We start from the raw sequence: 18714 nt of genomic DNA, 5'->3' as shown, positions 1-18714 counted from the left end.
TTTAGCCAAAATGCATCATGATTAACGGGAACAACGGAATTTATCCCCCGCCAATCGCTGGCGGGCGGGTACTGCAAACCATAGGATGAGAGCCCTTCATGACACTCCCACAACCTCGTTACGATTTACCAAGGCTAATTTTTGGCGTGCTGTTTATTGCCATTATGATCATCGCCTGCTTTTGGGTGGTGCAGCCCTTCATACTCGGCTTTGCCTGGGCCGGCATGGTGGTGATCGCCACCTGGCCGGTGCTGCTAAAACTGCAGAAGCTGCTCTGGGGACGGCGTTCGCTGGCGGTGCTGGCGATGACGCTGCTGCTGGTGCTGCTGTTCGTGATGCCGATTGCGCTGCTGGTGAACAGCGTGGTGGACAACAGCGCGCCGCTGGTCGCCTGGGCCAGCACGCCGGGTAAAGTGCATATTCCCGATCTGGCCTGGCTGCACGCGGTGCCGATGATCGGCGACAAACTGTATGACAGCTACCATACGCTGATTCAAAGCGGTGGCGGCGCGCTGATCGCCAAGGTTCAGCCCTACTTCGGCCGTACCGCGACCTGGTTCGCCTCGCAGGCGGCGCATATCGGCCGCTTCCTGATGCACTGTTCGCTGATGGTGCTGTTCAGCGCGCTGCTGTACGCCCGCGGCGAACAGGTGGCGCTGGGCATCCGCCACTTTGCCGTACGCCTCGGCGCCGAACGCGGCGACGCCGCCGTGCTACTGGGCGGCCAGGCGATCCGCGCCGTGGCTCTGGGCGTGGTGGTCACCGCGCTGGTGCAGTCGGTGCTGGGCGGCATCGGACTGGCGGTCGCCGGCATTCCGGCGGCGGTGCTGCTGGCGGTGCTGATGTTCATCTTCTGCGTCGCGCAGCTCGGGCCGTTACCGGTGCTGGTGCCCGCCATTATCTGGCTTTACTGGAGCGGCGACACCACCTGGGGTACCGTGCTGCTGGTATGGAGCTGCGTGGTCGGCACGCTGGACAACTTCCTGCGGCCGGTGCTGATCCGCATGGGCGCCGATTTGCCGATGGTGCTGATCCTGTCCGGCGTCATCGGCGGCCTGCTGGCCTTCGGCATGATCGGGCTGTTCATCGGTCCGGTAGTGCTGGCCGTCTCCTACCGCCTGCTCACCGCCTGGATGAATGAAACACCGGAGCCGACCGCCGATCTGGAAGAAGTCGCCAAGGATTTGGAAGAGATGTAATTTAATCCCGCCTGCCCGTAATGGGCAGGCGCGTTCACACAATACAATTAACAGCATTCCCCGCCGCACGACAATTCGCATTAATATAAAATCTATTTCGTCATGCCAAATGGCGCGTTAATAAACATGCCGTAAGGATACATGTTCTATTTTCTGTAAATACGAGGGGAAATAATCATTTAATGGTTTAAATTGCAATTATTAGGACAATTCTTAATGACTAAAACGCGCTAAGTGCCTAGTATTATTGCCATATCTTGCTTTAACTCGCTGAAGCCAAGCAAGTTTCCGAACAATGTAATGCCATACATATGAATTGCTGTGTGTAGTCTTTGCCCGTCTTCTTAGATGGGCTTTTTTTTATTCTATTTTTCTCCCCGCTTATTTTCCTTCATCACCAAGTTACATTCAGAAATAAAATAGCCGCAACATTGTTGCGGCTATGGCATTAATCTTAATTTAATTAAAACGGCTTATTTTTGTTGCGCCAAATTAATCCAGGTCTGCACCACGGTATCCGGGTTCAGCGACAGGCTGTCAATGCCCTGCTCCATTAACCACTCGGCAAAATCCTCATGGTCGGAAGGCCCCTGTCCGCAGATGCCGACATACTTGCCGTGGCGCTTGGCCGCCTGAATCGCCATCGCCAGCAGCGCTTTCACCGCTTCGTTGCGCTCATCAAACAGTTCCGATACCACGCCGGAATCGCGGTCCAGGCCCAGGGCCAGCTGCGTCATATCGTTGGAACCGATGGAGAAACCGTCGAAGTGCTCCAGGAACTGATCCGCCAGCAGGGCGTTGGACGGGATTTCGCACATCATGATCACTTTCAGACCATTTTCACCGCGCTTCAGCCCCTGCTGCGCCAGTTCGGCCACCACCGCTTCCGCCTGCGCCACGGTACGCACGAACGGCACCATGATTTCAACGTTGGTCAGCCCCATCACGTTGCGTACGCGTTTCACCGCTTCGCACTCCAGCGCAAAGCAGTCGCGGAAGCTGTCGGAAACATAGCGGCCCGCGCCGCGGAAGCCCAGCATCGGGTTCTCCTCGTGCGGTTCGTATTTATCGCCGCCGACCAGGTTGGCGTACTCGTTGGATTTGAAGTCGGACAGACGCACGATCACCCGCTTCGGCCAGAACGCGGCACCCAGCGTCGCGATGCCTTCCACCAGCCGGCCCACGTAAAACTCGACCGGATCGTCGTAGCCCTGCATCATGCCGCGGATTTCCGCCTGCAGTTCCGGCGTCTGCTGGTCAAATTCCAGCAGCGCGCGCGGGTGCACGCCAATCATGCGGTTGATGATAAACTCCAGACGCGCCAGGCCGACGCCTTCGTTCGGCAGGCAGGCGAAGTCGAACGCCCGATCCGGGTTGCCGACGTTCATCATGATTTTCAGCGGCAGCGACGGCAGTTCGTTGACTTCGGAGCTCTGCACGCTGAAGTCCAGCTCGTCCTGATAGACGTAGCCGGTGTCGCCTTCGGCGCAGGAAACGGTGACCTTCTGGCCGTCTTTCAGCAGGTCGGTGGCGTGGCCGCAGCCTACCACCGCCGGGATGCCCAGCTCACGCGCGATGATCGCCGCGTGGCAGGTGCGGCCGCCGCGGTTGGTGACGATCGCCGCCGCCTTTTTCATGATCGGCTCCCAGTCCGGGTCGGTCATGTCGGTGACCAGCACATCGCCCGGCAGAATGCGATCCATTTCGCTGATATCGTGGATCACTTTCACCGGGCCGGCGCCGATGCGGTGGCCGATCGCGCGCCCTTCCACCAGCACGTTGCCGCTGCCGTTCAGCTGATAGCGTTCCATCACCTGGCCGTTGGAGCGCACGGTTTCCGGACGCGCCTGCACAATCAGCAGCTTGCCGGTATGGCCGTCTTTGGCCCACTCGATATCCATCGGGCGGCCGTAATGTTTTTCAATCAGCATCGCCTGATGCGCCAGCGCCTGCACCTCGTCGTCGCTCAGCGAGAAACGATTGCGCTGCGCCTCCGGCACGTCTTCAATCTGCACCTGCTTGCCGTGATCCTGCGACGGCGCGTACACCATGCGGATTTTCTTCGAACCGAGGTTGCGGCGCACAATCGCCGGCTTGTTGTTCTGCAGCGTCGGTTTGTGCACGTAGAACTCATCCGGGTTGACCGCCCCCTGCACCACCATCTCGCCCAGACCGAAAGCGGAAGTAATAAACACCACCTGATCAAAACCGGATTCGGTATCGATGGTGAACATCACGCCGGAAGAGGCCAGATCCGAACGCACCATGCGCTGTACGCCGGCGGACAGCGCCACGCCGCGGTGATCGTAGCCCTGATGCACGCGGTAGGAGATGGCGCGGTCATTAAACAGCGAGGCGAACACGTGTTTAATCGCCACCATCACGGCGTCGATGCCCTGCACGTTAAGGAAGGTTTCCTGCTGGCCGGCAAACGAGGCGTCCGGCATATCTTCAGCGGTGGCGGACGAACGGACGGCAAACGAGGCCTCCGGTTCGCCGTCGGCCAGTTGCTGGTAAGCCAGGGTGATTTCGCGCTCAAATTCCGGGTGGAACGGCGTATCAATAATCCATTGGCGGATCTGCGCGCCGGCCTGCGCCAGCTGCGTGACGTCATCAACGTCGGTGTGATCCAGCAGCTGGTAAATGCGTTGGTTAACGCCGCTTTGTTCCAGGAAATCGTTAAACGCCTGTGCGGTGGTGGCAAAACCGTTTGGCACGGCCACGCCCAGATCGGAAAGATTGGTGATCATTTCACCGAGCGAGGCATTCTTGCCGCCAACGCGGTCAACGTCGTTCATGCCAAGCTGGTTATACCAAAGCACATTACGCAAGTCTGGGCCATTGTTGGGCATCGAGACAATCCTTATTGCTATCAGTAGGGTATAGACGGACTTTAGGCTGCGCATCGGCTGAGCACCCTGCCGGCGTATGCCGGGCCGGTTATTCGCGTTGCTCATCGCTTATTGGTGCCTGAGCGCAGCCTACTTCAATTGCGTTAACTGCTCGTTGGTTTGAGCGCAATCAGACTAGCACAATCATCCATGAGAAATGGAAAGGTGAATCGTTCAACCCAATGAAGAAAATGGATTTTAAGAGTATTACCTAAATGAAACTTTTATGATGGTATCGTTCCCTTTTTAGCTAACCGCTTTTTATTTCAATAAATTACATAATATTTAAACTTTAAATTGAAAAAAGCCGCCCGCCGGCGCGTCAAAGCGCCATTTCCCGCGTCAGTCCCCCCTCAGCGCCGGAATTGATATTTCATAAAAAAAGAAAAAGTGTTTCAGGCAACGATGGCAGCCGATTATTCCTATTTTGCCCCGTCTCTGCCCATTCCCTGAGCAAGCGTCTCTTGCCGTCACACTTTTTTTGTTAGCCTCTTTACCGCTGAATCATCTGGAGCCCATTATGCTTAACCTTCAGGCAGACCCATTGCCGCAGCAGCAGGATTACTGTTTCTCAATTAAGGAGTCACGGGTGGAAAGAAGCGTTTTCTATATTTCGGACGGCACCGCCATTACCGCAGAGGTATTAGGCCATGCGGTGCTGTCGCAGTTCCCGGTCACGGCGACCACCTATTCGCTCCCCTTTGTCGAAACCGAGGCGCGCGCGCGCGCCGTCTGCCAGCAAATCAACGATATTTACCAGCAGACCGGCGAACGCCCGCTGGTGTTTTATTCGATTATTTCGCCGGAAGTACGCCAGGTGATCGTGCAGAGCGAGGGCTTTTGTCAGGATATCGTACAGGCGCTGGTCGGTCCGCTGCAGCAGGAGCTGAACGTCGATCCGACGCCGGTGCCGAACCGCACCCACGGGCTGACCGCCAGCAACCTGGGCAAATATGACGCGCGCATCGCCGCCATCGACTACACCCTGGCGCACGACGACGGCATCTCGCTGCGCAATCTCGATCAGGCGCAGGTGATCCTGCTGGGCGTCTCCCGCTGTGGCAAAACCCCCACCAGCCTCTACCTGGCGATGCAGTTCGGCATCCGCGCCGCCAACTACCCGTTTATCGCCGACGATATGGATAACCTGCAGCTGCCGGCAGCGCTGAAGCCGTTCCAGCACAAGCTGTTCGGCCTGACCATCGACCCGGAGCGCCTGGCCGCTATTCGCGAAGAGCGGCGGGAAAACAGCCGCTACGCCTCGCTGCGCCAGTGCCGTATGGAGATTGCCGAAGTGGAGGCGCTGTTCCGTAAAAATCAGATCCGCTATCTGAACAGCACCAACTATTCGGTAGAGGAAATCTCCACCAAAATCCTCGATATTCTCGGCATGAGCCGCCGCATGTTCTGATCGCCCCGCATTTGTCACGCCGCACGGGCGGCGTGACGGTATGCAACGCCATTTTTTACCGCCTCAGGTCAATAAATCTCGTTTTGTACGGTTGAAATCAGCCGCTTTTGCGTTATTGTGATCGTCATCACTTCCCGGTACTCCTGCCGTAGAGAAGAAACAGATTCAGAGAACGTCATGCACAAAACAGATGAACTGCGGACCGCGCGCATCGACAGCCTGGTTACGCCGCAAGCGCTGGCGGACAAGCTGCCGATTTCTGCAGCGGTTGCCGATAACGTGACAGCGTCACGCAAACGTATTGAACGGATCCTGTCAGGCGAGGATAAACGCCTGCTGGTGGTGATCGGCCCCTGCTCGATTCACGACCTCGACGCCGCGCTGGACTACGCCGGCCGTCTGAACGCCCTGCGCGAACGCTATCAGGACCGGCTGGAAATCGTGATGCGCACCTACTTCGAGAAACCGCGCACCGTGGTGGGCTGGAAAGGCCTGATCTCCGATCCGGCGCTGGACGGCAGCTACCAGGTCAACCGCGGCATTGAAATGGCGCGCAAGCTGCTGCTGGACGTCAACCAGCTCGGCCTGCCGACCGCCACCGAATTTCTCGATATGGTGATCGGCCAGTATATTGCCGATCTGATCAGCTGGGGCGCCATCGGCGCGCGCACCACCGAAAGCCAGATCCACCGTGAGATGGCCTCGGCGCTCTCCTGCCCGGTCGGCTTCAAAAACGGCACCGACGGCAATACCCGTATCGCCATCGACGCCATCCGCGCCTCGCGCGCCGGTCATATGTTCCTCTCGCCGGATAAAAACGGCCAGATGACCATTTACCAGACCAGCGGCAACCCGTACGGCCATATCATTATGCGCGGCGGCAAAACGCCGAACTACCACGCTACGGATATCGTCGCCGCCTGCGACAGCCTGCGCGAGTTCGACCTGCCGGAGCACCTGGTGATCGATTTCAGCCACGGCAACTGCCAGAAGCTGCACCGCCGCCAGCTGGACGTGGCGGAGAACGTCTGCCAGCAGATCCGCGCCGGCTCCTCCGCCGTCGCCGGCGTCATGGCGGAAAGTTTCCTGGTGGAAGGCACGCAGAAAATCGTTGCCGGGCAACCGCTGACCTACGGCCAGTCCATCACCGACCCGTGCCTCAGCTGGTCAGACAGCGAACAGCTGCTGGCAATGCTGGCGGACGCGGTGGACACCCGCTTCTGACAGATTCCCGGCCGGGGTTGCCGCCCCGGCCTGCCCGCAACGCATCATGCTCCGTCTGTTCGCCAATGTTTTTACCCCAACCCCATTTTTACGATAAATCCCCGACGCAGGTTTAAGGCATACTGCAGGCTGTTTCAATCAGCCTTGACAGCCGACATGACCGAACAACTTCATATAACACTTGTCGTGGAGCTCAGCCGTTGGATAGAAAACCACCTTGGCCGGGCCATTCAGTTACCCGAACTCGCCGCCTACTCCGGCTATTCGTTATGGTATATGCAGAAGGTTTTTAAGGAGATTTCCGGCTATTCGCTGGGACGTTACATCCGCGAACGCCGGCTGATGGGTGCGCTGCGCAAGCTGCGCTTTTCCGAGCAGAGCCTGTTTGATATCGCCATCGATTTTGGCTTCGGCTCGCAGTCGCACTTTTGCTATATGTTTAAAAAGCGCTTCGGCTTCACCCCGTCCGAGCTGCGCAGCTCGCCGGCGCTGCCGGTCACGGTCACGCTGACGCCGCCGCTGCATGAGCAGCTGCCGCAGGCCGCCTAAACCGGTTATCACCCGCACACGATGTCTGTCAGTCGCGGGTAACCTGAATGGCCGTAAACGCCCGGCACTTCTCTGTCGCCTCAATGAACGGCAATTGCAGGAGCCGTTCACGCGCCCCTGCAATTGCGCTTATAAAAGCGTGGGAGAGCGGTTTTATCCCACGGTCACGATTATTTTACCGACCTGACCGTTTGCTTCCATATAGCGATGCGCATCTGCGATATCTTCAAGCCTGAAGGTTTTATCGATGACCGGTTTCAGTTTGCCAGAACGCAAACCTTCTGAAACGAAGGTTTTCGCTCGCTCCATTTTTTCCGCGTCGGTGGTGATTTCGAACAGCTCATAGCCGCGTAGCGTGAGATGTTTACCGAGAATATCGAATACAGGCACCAGCATGTCACGGCTGTCGAGCGCACCGTACTGGAAGTACATACCTTGTGGTGCCATGATTTGAGTCAACTTTGCCACGTCCGGGCCGCCCACAGGATCAAAAACAATGTGCACACCTTCGCCATGTGTCGCCCGGTTGATTTCAGCGACCATATCCTGCTCCGCAGTCGCGATCACAGCGGCCGCCCCTGCTTGCAGAAGCATGTCGCGTTTTTCGCTGGTTCGGGTCAGGGCAACAGGTTTGGCCCCCAACATGTTCGCGATCTGAATAGCTGCCAGGCCAACGCTGCTTGATGCTGCGCGGATAATAACATTCTGCCCGGCCTGCAGGTTACCGTATTCAACCAGTGCGCCATAAGCCGTGACGAACATCATCCAGCTTGCGGCCGCTTCTTCGAAAGACAAATTGCCAGGATGTTTCACCACCGCGTGTAGCGGCGCGTTAACACGCTCACCGTACATACCATATTCGTTAAACATGAATGAAGGGATCACGCTGACCACATCCCCTTTGGCGAACCCTTCGACATTCTCACCGACAACCTCAACCACGCCAGCCGCTTCATAACCCAGACGTGCCGGGAATTCGGGGGTAATCACATACTGACCATTTCGGTACATAATTTCAGCACGATTGAGGCCAATTGCATTTACGCGGATTTGGACTTCCCCTGCAGCAGGCGCCGGCACCTCTACATCAACAACCTCAAGAACTTCCGGACCGCCAGTGCGGTTAAACGTGACAACTTTAGACATATATAGACCTCGTCAGTTAGCGGTATACCTTATCGATAGCGTGAAAGGTGTTCTCGATTAATCTGCGAACAATCTACGTGGTTGTCACCCGGGTAAAAATAGCCGCTGAGGAACTTCAGTGTTATTCATTCAGTAACAATCTGTCGGTTTCTGCCGATTTGCTGGCAAAAACCTCGCTGAACCAGTCGATAAAGACGCGCACCTGAGGGGAAAGATAGCGCCGGTCCGGATACATCACCGACACGGGTTTGGCAACGGAGGGATACTGCGTCAGGATTTCTTCAAGCTTACCGGAAGCAATATGCGGGGCAAGGGCATCACTGGAGGCCTGGATAATCCCCAGACCGGCCAGGGCGCAGGACAACAGAATATCGGAGTTATCGACCAGCATGCTGCTGGCAGGGCGCAGTGAAACCACCTCCCCATTCTCGATAAACTTCCACTCCATCACGTCACGACTGTGTTCGCTGAAGAAGTTAACTGCCCGGTGCTGTTCCAGTTCTGCCAGTGTTGCCGGCCTCCCATACCGCTGCAAATAGGAGGGAGCGGCGCAGGTGGCCATCCTGATATCCCCGAGACGTCTGGAGATAAAGCTTGAATCCTGCAGTTCCCCCAGGCGTACCACACAGTCCACGCCTTCGGCGATCAGATCGTTTTTTTTATCCGATGAAACCAGCACCACGTCAATATCGGGATATAACGACTTGAACTGCGTCAGGTGGGGAATAAGGATGGTATGGGCCAGCGCCAGCGGAACATCAAGCTTGAGCCGCCCACGCGGTGGTAAAGTTGATGAAAAGTTGGCCATCATGCCATCGACTTCAGCCAGAACGTGTTTGGCATGCTGATAAAACTCGTCCCCTTTCGCCGTAATACTCAGCTTGCGGGTGGTACGATGTATGAGTTTTACGCCAAGTTCGTCCTCGAGCTGCTGTATCGCTTTACTCACTGCGGGGCGGTGCAGCTGCAGAATATCAGCAGCTTTGGTGAAACTGCCCTGCTCAACGACCTGTATAAAAATACTAATATATTCAATTATGTTAGAACGCATATCACTACCGGAGCACCCTCATCTACCGACCGAACCGAGCCGTTTTATCATTCAGATTGACCTACCGCGGCATCCGAACTCTTATGTCGGCAAGAAATTAATCGTTGATCCCACTACGTGAATTCTAACCTATATCCTTCAGAACTGATCCACAGGACAGACAAGAGCAAAGTGACCCAAGTATACCCCTGCTTCCGACCTGTTGTGCTTCGCGCTTCGGCACCAGGCAGCCGTAAGCGGGCAAGCTAACGGAGCTGAAGGTCCGCTGTGAGCGAGGTGCGGAAGTTCGCAATAATTTTTTGGGGATTTCCTCACATTAACGCGTGTAAATCATTGGAGAGCTCCAGACTTGTAAGGCATCATGCATGATGTTGCCATAAAGCTAGTCTCACGGGAGATAGAAATGATAAAAGGAATCACAAGGATTAAAGGGCTGGGAGTTTACGATAACTACACTAAGCCCGCCGGCACCTCCGAACTTGGCATTAAAAATCTAATTTATGGATGGAATTATTCTGGAAAAACGACCCTTTCAAGGCTATTTGCGCAACTGGAATCTAAAAAACCGAATTCTGATTTGGCTGGGTGTGAATTCAGCTTTGATACTGATAATCAACCAATTACAGAAAAGAATTTTGAGCAATCCGACCTAATGGTACGCGTTTTTAACTCTGACTTTATACGAGACAACTTGCATTTCGAGGGAAATAGCTTTAGCCCAATATTACTACTAGGTAAGGAATCTGAAGAAGCCCAGAAAAAAATAGATCATAAATCAAAAAGAATAATAAAATCCGATGAGGCACGAAAACGAATTGAAAGCCAAATCACCACATATACCCAAGCAGTATCAAGTGCTAAGACAGAAGCAGCGAAGAACATCCGTCAACTGCTGAAGATCGATCCCTACACTGCTACTCAGCTAAATAATGACATTACAGCTATAGGAGCTCTGGACTCCCAACTTCTTTCTGAAAATGACCTTGCTTATAACCTGGAGCTTGCCCTAACTCCTGACAGCAACAAACCAAGCCAAGTTGATCGGATATCGGCCTCCCCATCGATTGTGGATATACACAAAGAGGCGGTAACGATTCTTGCTGCCACTCCAACATTTTCAAATACTATAAAACATCTTGAAGAAAATTTGGATATTGAGCGTTGGATTGAAACTGGCCTCCACATTCATTCACAGGAAGGTACTTGTGAATTCTGCGGAAACGAAATTACTGAAATTAGACTTGCGCAGTTAAGAGCGCATTTTTCAAAAGACTTGGCTGATCATAAGAAAAAACTTGAAGACCTGCTACAGCGTGTAGAATCTACTAAAATAAAGTTTATTCTTCCTAATGTTGCAGAGCTAAATACGCAATTTCGGGACAGGTATTCGATCGCGGCTGAACCGTTATCCAGAGCAATAGATATTTTTAACCAAGCAGTAGCATCACTAGCTGAAGATGTACAACTTAAACTAGGCGCCCCCCGAAAACCAATGGTACCGAAACCTTTAGCTCAGGGACTGGCTGAAGCCATCATATCTAATGTCGAAGCCATCAACGCGGTTATTGATGATAACAACACTCTAGCGAATAACTTCACTACCGCAAAAAAAGAATCCCAGAATAGGGTAAAGTACCACTACGTTCAGCAGTTCATCGACTCACAAGCTAACTTAGGGTATGAGGGAAAAAAAACACGACTAAGAAACCGAGAGATCCGATTGCAGACATTTTCTACTGTGTTGAAGGATCAAGTTGCAGTACTTCAAGCTCAGATAAGCAAAGCACAGCTTGGTCGTGAAAAAATAAACGAACGACTCTCTTCTATCCTGGGAAGTGACGCAGTTCAGATTGCCGTTATTAACGATCCAATCAGTAATCAAGAACGCTTCAAGCTAGTCCGTAAAAGCGGAGAGATTGCAAAGAATTTAAGTGATGGAGAGCGCACTGCTATTGCATTCTCTTACTTTATTACAAAGCTACAAGAATTAAGACAAAGCGATTTTATAAGAACGGTAGTCTATATTGATGATCCAATTTCAAGTCTTGATGCCAATCATATATTCCAAGTTACCGCAGCAATTCGGGCCGTATTCTTCAAACAAGATAACGAGAACGCTCCGTGGACAACTACCTGCAAACAGATTTTCATTTCAACTCATAATTTTGAGTTTTTTAATTTGCTGCGAGAAATAAAGCCAGTAAGCGATAAACATGGTGCCCGCCTGTACATTATCAAACGTATTAGCGAGAAGTCTTCTACCTTCTGCGATATGCCTGTTTCGCTAGCACGATATCAATCTGAGTACCACTTTTTATTTGATGTGGTTTACCGATTCCATCAAGCGCCCGACAAAATGGATCACGCCATACTGATGCTACTCCCTAACGCAATTAGAAGATTCATTGAATTATATACTTACTCCAGACTTCCTGGTGCTATAAACCAAACTGTTGACCAACGAGCAGAAGTCTTATTCGGCGCTGAAAGGTCAAAACGAATCCTTAAGATATTTCATTATTTTAGTCACGCCAATACGATAGATAGGTTGACTGGGAATAATGAATTAATTTTCAACACTGAATACGCCGTTAGAGATTTAATTGATGCCATTACACAAACAGATAAACAACATATGGATGCGCTGATATCTTCCATTCAGAGATGACTTGCAAGTTAATTGAAGATGTCTATCTGACAAGCAATAATTAATGCCGTACGGGCTTTGCAACGTCCGCTTTTAGCACAGCGGACGTTTGTTTAGCTCAAGTAGCATACAACTTTAAGCAGCCAGCCCTCTGAATGACGCGTCAGCGTCATGAAGGCACAGAATGAACTCGCCGTCATACGCCCGGCGTAGCCGATTCCAGACCCGTAAATATGCCAGTCCATCCCCCCGCCCTGATTAGCCCAAATCCATGTCCAGCAAAAAATTCTTTAGCCTCATGGAGCGGGCTTTACGGCACTAACGGCGTAAAGGGCACGATTTCCGGCGGCAGCTTACTGCTGGCGCTTCGGGGGCACGATAACTTTCAGCGACAGGCGCGGAACTTAACACGGTAGCTGTCCGGTTGCCTCTGGCTCGGGTTCCTTGTTCGGCAGCTCGCGAGACGCGCTGAAGGTCAACACCCGAAGCTGAAATCACCGGGAAAATTAACCAACAACACTGACGTTACCCATTGCGTATATGTGGTGTTGTGCATGATATTTTCAGCAAAATAAGCAAAAAAATGGCCCGGGTGACCGGGCCTGATAAGCGTTATTGATTCAGCGGCACCCGCACAATGCTGTCCGGCCCCTGGGTCGAGCCGTCCTTGTTGAACGCCTGCTTCACCGTCACGTACAGGGTCTGTCCGTCAGCGGACAGCAGCAGACTGTTCGGGTGCGGCGGCAGGCTGACGCTGCGCTTGGTCGCATAGCTGTGCGCATCCAGGATCAGCAATTTGCCCGATTCGCGCTGGGTCAGGTACAGCTCCTGGCGCTGCGGGTTATACTTGACCGCCAGCGAGTCGCCGTTGTCCAACTGCTTGATCAGCTTGCCGCTGCGGATATCCAGCACCAGCGTGGTTTTGGCTTTGGAATTATCGGTGACGAACAGGCGGCCGCCTTGCTTATCTTCCGCCAGGTTCAGCAGCAGCGCCGGCTTCTCACCCAGCGGCTGCCAGCGTTGCTCGATCGCGTAGCTGCGCGGGTTGATCACCAGAATTTCACCGCCGCCGTTGGCGGCATACAGACGTTGGGTCTGCGCGGAATAGTGCAGACCGGTGACCCATTTCCCGGCGTTATTAATGCGTTTTTTCAGCTTCAGCGTTTTGGCATCCACCACCCAGATCACACCGGGATCCGCCACGCCGCCGATAAACAGCTGGCCGTCATGCCAGAGAATTTCCCGCGCGCCGTAGGGGAAGCCTTTCTCATTGCGCTCGCTGAACAGCAGACGGCCGGTAATCTTGCCGCTGGCGATATCCAGCGCGCTGACGCCGCCGTCAAGCGAGTTGGTGACGTACAGCGTCTTGCCCTGCGGATCCATCGCCACGCCGAAGTTTTTCAGATCGGTATGGGTGATCCCCAGCACCTTCAGCGTGGCGGGATCCAGCTTATAGATTGCTCCGCCCTGCACGTCCTTAAAGCCCTGCGCGCTGGCGACATACAGTGCCCGGCCGTCCGGCGTGAGGGCCATTTCATACAGCCCGTCCCCCAGCGCGTTCTTTTGCAGCTGCGCGCTCTGCGTGGCCGCCGCGGCCGGCGTGCCTGTCGCCGTCGCGGATGCGCCGCCGCCCTGCTGGGCGCTGCAACCGGCCAACGCCAACCCCACCAACAACATCAGCGCAGATTTTTTCTTATTCATCGCAAACCTCTTTTTTCAGCATAAAAATTAAAAACGGTAGTTGGCGGTCACGGACACGTTACGCGGTGCGCCGTAGACCACGTACTGACTCACACTGGTGTCGTAGCGTTTATCAAACAGGTTGTTCAGGTTAGCCTGCAGCGACAGCTGTTTGGTCAGCTGATAGCGGCCGAACAGGTTGACCAGCGCATAGCTGCCCTGCTCGGCGTGCAGGGTGCCGTTGCCCTCCGGGCCGGCAACGTCCTGCCAGGTGTGCGTCTGCCAGTTCACCCCGCCGCCGACGGTCAGCTCGCGCAGCGCCGGCGGGTTATAGGCGGCAAACAGCTTCACGCTGGTGCGCGGCAACATCGGATTGACCGCCTCACCCTTGCTGTCCTCCGCCACATAGCGGGTCGCGCCGAAGGTCATCTGCAGGTTGTCGGTCACCGCCCCGTTCACTTCAAACTCGATGCCTTTACTGACGGTGCCCTGCGCCGGGGAGTAAGCGGTTTCGGCGGTGCCGGGGATCACGTGGCCGGTGCTCTGCGCCACGTTGTCCTGCTCGATGCGGAAGATCGCCAGCGAGGTGGTAAGACGGCTGCTCAGCCAGTCGCTTTTCACACCGGCCTCGTAGTTTTTACCGGTGACCGGCGACAGATAGCTGCCGCTGCTGTCGCGGTAGGTTTGCGGCTTGAACACGGAGGTGTAGCTGGCATAGGCGGACCAGCTGTCGTTAATGTCGTACACCAGCCCGGCGTACGGGGTAACGTTGTTCTTCTCCATGTTCTGCGTCAGCGTGCTGGTGCTCCACTGGGTATAGCGCGCGCCGGCAATCAGGTGCAGCGAGTCGGCCAGCGAGAAACGCGTCGCGGCGTAGGCCGATTTTTGATGGATGGTGTCCTGCTGCGCCACGCTCATCTCGCCCCAGTCGGTTTCCGGGAACTGGCTGTTCCAGTGATTAAAGTTGCCGACATCGTCGGGCGACAGGTTGGCGAAAGCGTTCAGGTAGCGGTTGGTCTGCCGGCTGTAGCTGACCCCGGCCATCAGCTGGTGCTGGCGGCCGAACAGCTGATACGGCCCGCTGGCGAAGGCGTCGATGGCATGCACCTTGCGCGTGCCGGTGTTGTAGCCGGTGCCGCCGACCACCGGGTAGTTCGGATAGGAACTGACGCCGATACCGCTGTCGCGGTCAAAAAAGCCGTCGATATACAGCATCTTGCTGTCGAGCTTGGTTTCGGTGTGGGTGCCGTTCAGGGTGAACTGCCAGCCGTTGTCGAAGCGCTGTTTCAGCGTGGCGAACAGTTTGCGCGACTGCTTGTCGTTGTAGGCCCAGTCCGGCGCGGTATTGAACGAGCGTGAATAGTCGGTTTTGCCGCCGTCGCGATACCAGCGCGGCACGCCGCCCCAGGGCGGGTTGTCGGCGTTGGTTTCCTGATACTCGTAGCCCGCCGACAGCGTGGTGCTGTCGGTCAGATCGGCATCCACCACGCCGTAAATAAACTTCTTGTTGGCGCTGTAGCGGTCGATATAGCTGTCGTTATCCTGATAGCCGGCCACCATGCGCCCGCGCACATTGCCCGAGGCGGTCAGCGGCGCGGAAAGATCGAGCACATAGCGCTGCTTGTTCCAGCTGCCGTAGCTGGCAGACACATTGCCGGTAAACTCCCGGCTGTCCGCGTGCTTACGCACCATATTCACCGCGGCGGACGGGTTGCCCGCGCCGGTCATCAGGCCGGTTGCGCCGCGCACCACCTCGATCCGCTCATACAGCGCGGTATCCGACGCGGAATCCCCCAGATTCCAGCGCTCCTCAAACACCGTGGGGATATCATCCACCATGTAGTTATCGATCAGGAAGCCGCGCGAATAGAAGGTGCTGCGATCAAAGTCGGCCACTTTCTCCGTCACTCCGGTGGTGTTTTTCAGCACGTCCCCCAGCGTCTGCATCTGCTGGTCCTGCATGCGCGGCTGGCCGATAACGCTGACCGACTGCGGGATATCGCGCGCGGTCAGGTTCATCTTGGTGCCCGCCCGGGTGATCGGCACGCTGTAATCCTGCTGCGCCGCCTCATCGTCGCCTGCTGCTGCCTCCACCAGGATGTTGTCCTCCTGCTCCGTCTCCTGCGCGGCGGCATCCGGCAGGTGCAGCGCGGCGGCGACCAGAACGGCAATGCCTGACAGCGCCGGCATCATCCGGCCGCCAGAGGTCAGGAGACGGCCACGGCGTTTAGCCATAATCATTATTTTATCCTTCGGGGTTTTATTATTGTCAGTGAGCGGAATACGCCGGCGTGATTGCCGCCGCGCCGTTCCGCCGATATTCCCTGTGTCCGTGCTGAATCATCCGCAAAAACGGCGATTCCGGTGTTGATGTCTTTCCCTGAGGCATATTAATTGACGCGATAGCACAAACGCCCTCGCGAAGTAATACGAATGAGAACTATAATTATTTGTATTGTTGATGTAAAAACATATTGCAAAAAACCATTAGTCAGCTAGCCATTGCCCAGCAACCAGCCACCCTGACGTGATTTATTTTTCCGCCTCGATATCAAGGAGTGACCGGCCGTGCAGCCCTCGCGTTTATTTCCGCTGTTTTCCACCCTACTGACTTTTCTACTGCTGCTCGCCAGCCCGCCAGGCCGCGCCGCGGACGCCGGCTGGCCGCGCACCCTGCATACGCCACGGGGCGACGTGGTGCTGCAGCAGCCTCCGCAGCGCATCGTCTCCACCAGCGTAACGCTGACCGGTTCGCTGCTGGCGATTAACGCTCCGCTGGTCGGCTCCGGCGCTACCGCACGCAACTCGACGGTGGCCGACGCTCAGGGCTTTTTCACCCAGTGGAGCCAGGCCGCGCAGGCGCGCCGGCTGAAGCCGCTGTATATCAGCGAACCCAATGCCGAAGCGATCGCCGCCGAGGCGCCGGATTTAATCGTGATGTCCGCCACCGGCGGCGATTCCGCGCTGAAGCTGTACGAACAGCTGTCGAGCATCGCCCCGACGGTGGTGATTGATTACGGCAATATCAGTTGGCAAGGTCTGACGCAGCAACTGGGGGAAATAACCGGCCATGAGGCGGATGCGCAGGCCGCCGTCACGCGCTTCGAGCAGCGGGTGGCGGCGCTGAAGCAGCGTATCGCCCTGCCGCCGCAGCCCACCTCGGCGCTGGTGTATTACGAGGACGGTCGCGGGATGAATATCTGGACGCCGGCGTCGGCGCAGGGTCAGCTGCTGCAGGAGCTGGGCTTTACCCTCGCGCCGCTGCCGCCGGACATCAGCGGCAACCATACGCAGGGTAAACGCAACGATATTATTCAGCTCAGCGGGGAAAAAATGGCGCGCGCGGTCAGCGGCGCCACCATACTGCTGTTTTCCGCCGACGGGCGGACGGTGAAGAAGTTTACCGGCAACCCGTTCCTGTCGCAGCTGCCGGCGGTGCGCCAGCAGCGGGTTTACGCCATGGGGCTGGATACGTTTCGGCTGGATTATTACAGTGCCAACAACCTGCTGGACTATCTGGAACGGCAGTTCGCCAACGCGGCGTCGTAACCGCCGTTCCGCACGTCAAGAGCGGGAGTCGGCCGTCACCGGCTCCCCCTCCGCCGGCTCTTCTTCCTGCGGCGACGCAGGCAGCACACAGTGGCGCAGCGTACGCACGCTGCACGCCAGCAGCAGGCCGATCAGCGCCGCCGCGCCGCCAAAGGTGAGCACGCTGAGCAACGGCGTCAGCACCCGGCCGACCACCCCCAGCCCCAGCGCCCCCAACGAATCGCCGGTCACGTCCTGCGCGGTGCCGAGGCTGTTCACCCGCCCCAGCAGGTGGTCCGGCGTATTGCTCTGAATCAGCATAAACTGCAGCAGCGAGGCGATGGCGTTGGCATAGCCGTAACACACCAGCGCGATCAGCGCCGGCAGCAGGCTGCTGAACACTCCCAGCGAGGCGATGGCGGCAAAGGCGCAGATCGCAGCGCTCAGCATCAGCGCGCCCGGCCGCCGGAAGCGCGGCACCCAGCCGCTGGTAAAGGCGCCCAGCATCGCGCCCAGCGGCACCGCCGAATACATCAGGCCGATGGCCGAGGTGCCCACCCGATAGGTATCCTGCGCCAGCGCCGGAAACAGAATACGCACCGCGCCGACGATGCTCATCAGCATCCCCAGCACCACCACCGAGCCCACCACTTTGTGCCGCCAGACAAACTGCACGCCGCTGGCCAGCGCCCGCAGCGGATGTTCCGGCTCCTGCGCCTGCGGCCGCAGCGTCGGCAGGCGCGTCAGCGGGATCAGCGTGCCCAGGGTGCCGGCCGCCGCCACGGCGAACGCCGCCCCCACGCCGCCGGCGACGATAATCACGCCCCCCAGCGCCGGCGCCAGAATCGCCCCCAGACGCACGGTAATCATGCTGAGCGCCCCGGCGGCGGCCAGATTCTCCCGCCCCACCAACAGCGGGATCACCGCCATCAGCGCGGTCATGCCCAGCGCGCCGAAAAAGCCGTCCCAGGCGGCCAGCAGATACAGCGCCCACAGCGACGGCGCCGGGGCGAAGGCGTTCAGACTCAGCGCCACAAAGCCCAGGCCGCAGGTGCCGCGCGCAAACAGAATCAGCTTACGCCGGTCGAAGCGATCGGCCAGCACGCCGCCCAGCATCAGGCCGATAAACATGCCGACGCCGTCCAGCGCCACCGCCACCCCGACCTGCAGCGTCGAGCCGGTCATCGCCTGGATCTGAATCGGCACGCCGACCGCCAACATTCCCAGTGAAAAGACCGACAGCATGCGGGCGCAGAAAATCGCCCGGAAGTGCGCATTGGTTCTCAGTAAACTGAAATCAAGCAAAAAAGAGGGTTTAGCCATAATGTCTCACAATAAACTTTATCGTTATTACAGACCGGCAGCCGCGCTGGCCGCCGGCCTGTCGG

The 18714-nt window shown here is 56.5% G+C and carries 12 protein-coding genes and 1 other RNA gene; 7 read left to right on the top strand and 6 right to left on the bottom strand.

Features of this window, described 5'->3' with window-relative positions; all coding sequences use genetic code 11:
* The first annotated feature begins 98 nt into the window (after nucleotides 1-98).
* Together ydiK and rprA are read left to right on the top strand one after the other, a co-directional pair.
* Nucleotides 99-1199 (top strand): AI-2E family transporter YdiK, encoded by a 1101-nt coding sequence (gene ydiK, locus TAN611_RS10655; RefSeq protein ID WP_105230969.1) that lies wholly within the window; start codon nucleotides 99-101, stop codon nucleotides 1197-1199.
* Nucleotides 1200-1453: 254 nt separating this feature from the next.
* An RNA gene (rprA, locus tag TAN611_RS10650) (antisense sRNA RprA) lies at nucleotides 1454-1563 on the top strand.
* 109 nt (nucleotides 1564-1672) lie between these two features.
* On the opposite strand, the gene ppsA is transcribed toward rprA, so the two are convergent.
* A complete protein-coding gene (gene ppsA, locus TAN611_RS10645; protein WP_105230968.1) occupies nucleotides 1673-4051 on the bottom strand; it encodes a phosphoenolpyruvate synthase in 2379 nt (792 codons plus the stop codon).
* 628 nt (nucleotides 4052-4679) lie between these two features.
* Here ppsA and TAN611_RS10640 point away from each other — a divergent pair.
* From TAN611_RS10640 to TAN611_RS10630, 3 genes are all read left to right on the top strand, one after another.
* Nucleotides 4680-5501, top strand: coding sequence for a pyruvate, water dikinase regulatory protein (locus TAN611_RS10640; RefSeq protein ID WP_105233309.1), 822 nt, complete (start codon nucleotides 4680-4682; stop codon nucleotides 5499-5501).
* Nucleotides 5502-5678: 177 nt separating this feature from the next.
* Complete coding sequence (locus tag TAN611_RS10635) at nucleotides 5679-6725, top strand: 3-deoxy-7-phosphoheptulonate synthase (protein ID WP_111737174.1); 1047 nt, start codon at nucleotides 5679-5681, stop codon at nucleotides 6723-6725.
* 156 nt (nucleotides 6726-6881) lie between these two features.
* Complete coding sequence (locus TAN611_RS10630) at nucleotides 6882-7274, top strand: helix-turn-helix domain-containing protein (RefSeq protein WP_105230966.1); 393 nt, start codon at nucleotides 6882-6884, stop codon at nucleotides 7272-7274.
* Nucleotides 7275-7427: 153 nt separating this feature from the next.
* On the opposite strand, the gene TAN611_RS10625 is transcribed toward TAN611_RS10630, so the two are convergent.
* Nucleotides 7428-8420, bottom strand: a complete 993-nt coding sequence (locus TAN611_RS10625; RefSeq protein ID WP_203067684.1) for a zinc-dependent alcohol dehydrogenase family protein — start codon at nucleotides 8418-8420, stop codon at nucleotides 7428-7430.
* Nucleotides 8421-8541: 121 nt separating this feature from the next.
* Nucleotides 8542-9471 (bottom strand): LysR family transcriptional regulator, encoded by a 930-nt coding sequence (locus TAN611_RS10620; RefSeq protein ID WP_203067683.1) that lies wholly within the window; start codon nucleotides 9469-9471, stop codon nucleotides 8542-8544.
* Between the two features lie 403 nt (nucleotides 9472-9874).
* Between TAN611_RS10620 and TAN611_RS10615 the strand changes: the two genes are divergently transcribed.
* Entirely contained in the window at nucleotides 9875-12139 is a 2265-nt protein-coding gene (locus TAN611_RS10615) for an AAA family ATPase (protein ID WP_203067682.1), read from the top strand.
* Nucleotides 12140-12730: 591 nt separating this feature from the next.
* Here the strand turns inward: TAN611_RS10615 and TAN611_RS10610 are convergent.
* Nucleotides 12731-13819: a YncE family protein gene (locus TAN611_RS10610; RefSeq protein ID WP_111737176.1), complete on the bottom strand. Its 1089-nt coding sequence runs from the start codon at nucleotides 13817-13819 to the stop codon at nucleotides 12731-12733.
* Nucleotides 13820-13846: 27 nt separating this feature from the next.
* A complete protein-coding gene (gene fhuE / locus TAN611_RS10605; protein WP_105230932.1) occupies nucleotides 13847-16039 on the bottom strand; it encodes a ferric-rhodotorulic acid/ferric-coprogen receptor FhuE in 2193 nt (730 codons plus the stop codon).
* 327 nt (nucleotides 16040-16366) lie between these two features.
* Between fhuE and fepB the strand changes: the two genes are divergently transcribed.
* The gene (gene fepB, locus TAN611_RS10600; RefSeq protein WP_160031242.1) at nucleotides 16367-17347 is read left to right on the top strand and encodes a Fe2+-enterobactin ABC transporter substrate-binding protein; all 981 of its coding nucleotides are present in this window, start codon (nucleotides 16367-16369) and stop codon (nucleotides 17345-17347) included.
* A gap of 15 nt (nucleotides 17348-17362) precedes the next feature.
* Here the strand turns inward: fepB and entS are convergent, their stop codons facing one another.
* A complete protein-coding gene (gene entS / locus TAN611_RS10595; protein WP_203067681.1) occupies nucleotides 17363-18649 on the bottom strand; it encodes an enterobactin transporter EntS in 1287 nt (428 codons plus the stop codon).
* Between the last annotated feature and the right edge of the window lie 65 nt (nucleotides 18650-18714).

This window comes from Serratia sp. Tan611, assembly GCF_905188235.1.
GTDB classification, from domain to species: Bacteria; Pseudomonadota; Gammaproteobacteria; order Enterobacterales; family Enterobacteriaceae; genus Serratia_B; species Serratia_B rhizosphaerae.
This window is presented reverse-complemented; position numbering and strand designations above follow the sequence as displayed.

Coding starts and splice junctions, on each gene's coding strand:
- TAN611_RS10610 (WP_111737176.1), bottom strand. CDS start 13,819: ATGAATAAGAAAAAATCTGCGCTGATGTTGTTGGTGGGGTTGGCGTTG.
- entS (WP_203067681.1), bottom strand. CDS start 18,649: ATGGCTAAACCCTCTTTTTTGCTTGATTTCAGTTTACTGAGAACCAAT.
- TAN611_RS10620 (WP_203067683.1), bottom strand. CDS start 9,471: ATGCGTTCTAACATAATTGAATATATTAGTATTTTTATACAGGTCGTT.
- ydiK (WP_105230969.1), top strand. CDS start 99: ATGACACTCCCACAACCTCGTTACGATTTACCAAGGCTAATTTTTGGC.
- ppsA (WP_105230968.1), bottom strand. CDS start 4,051: ATGCCCAACAATGGCCCAGACTTGCGTAATGTGCTTTGGTATAACCAG.
- fhuE (WP_105230932.1), bottom strand. CDS start 16,039: ATGATTATGGCTAAACGCCGTGGCCGTCTCCTGACCTCTGGCGGCCGG.
- TAN611_RS10615 (WP_203067682.1), top strand. CDS start 9,875: ATGATAAAAGGAATCACAAGGATTAAAGGGCTGGGAGTTTACGATAAC.
- TAN611_RS10630 (WP_105230966.1), top strand. CDS start 6,882: ATGACCGAACAACTTCATATAACACTTGTCGTGGAGCTCAGCCGTTGG.
- TAN611_RS10625 (WP_203067684.1), bottom strand. CDS start 8,420: ATGTCTAAAGTTGTCACGTTTAACCGCACTGGCGGTCCGGAAGTTCTT.
- TAN611_RS10635 (WP_111737174.1), top strand. CDS start 5,679: ATGCACAAAACAGATGAACTGCGGACCGCGCGCATCGACAGCCTGGTT.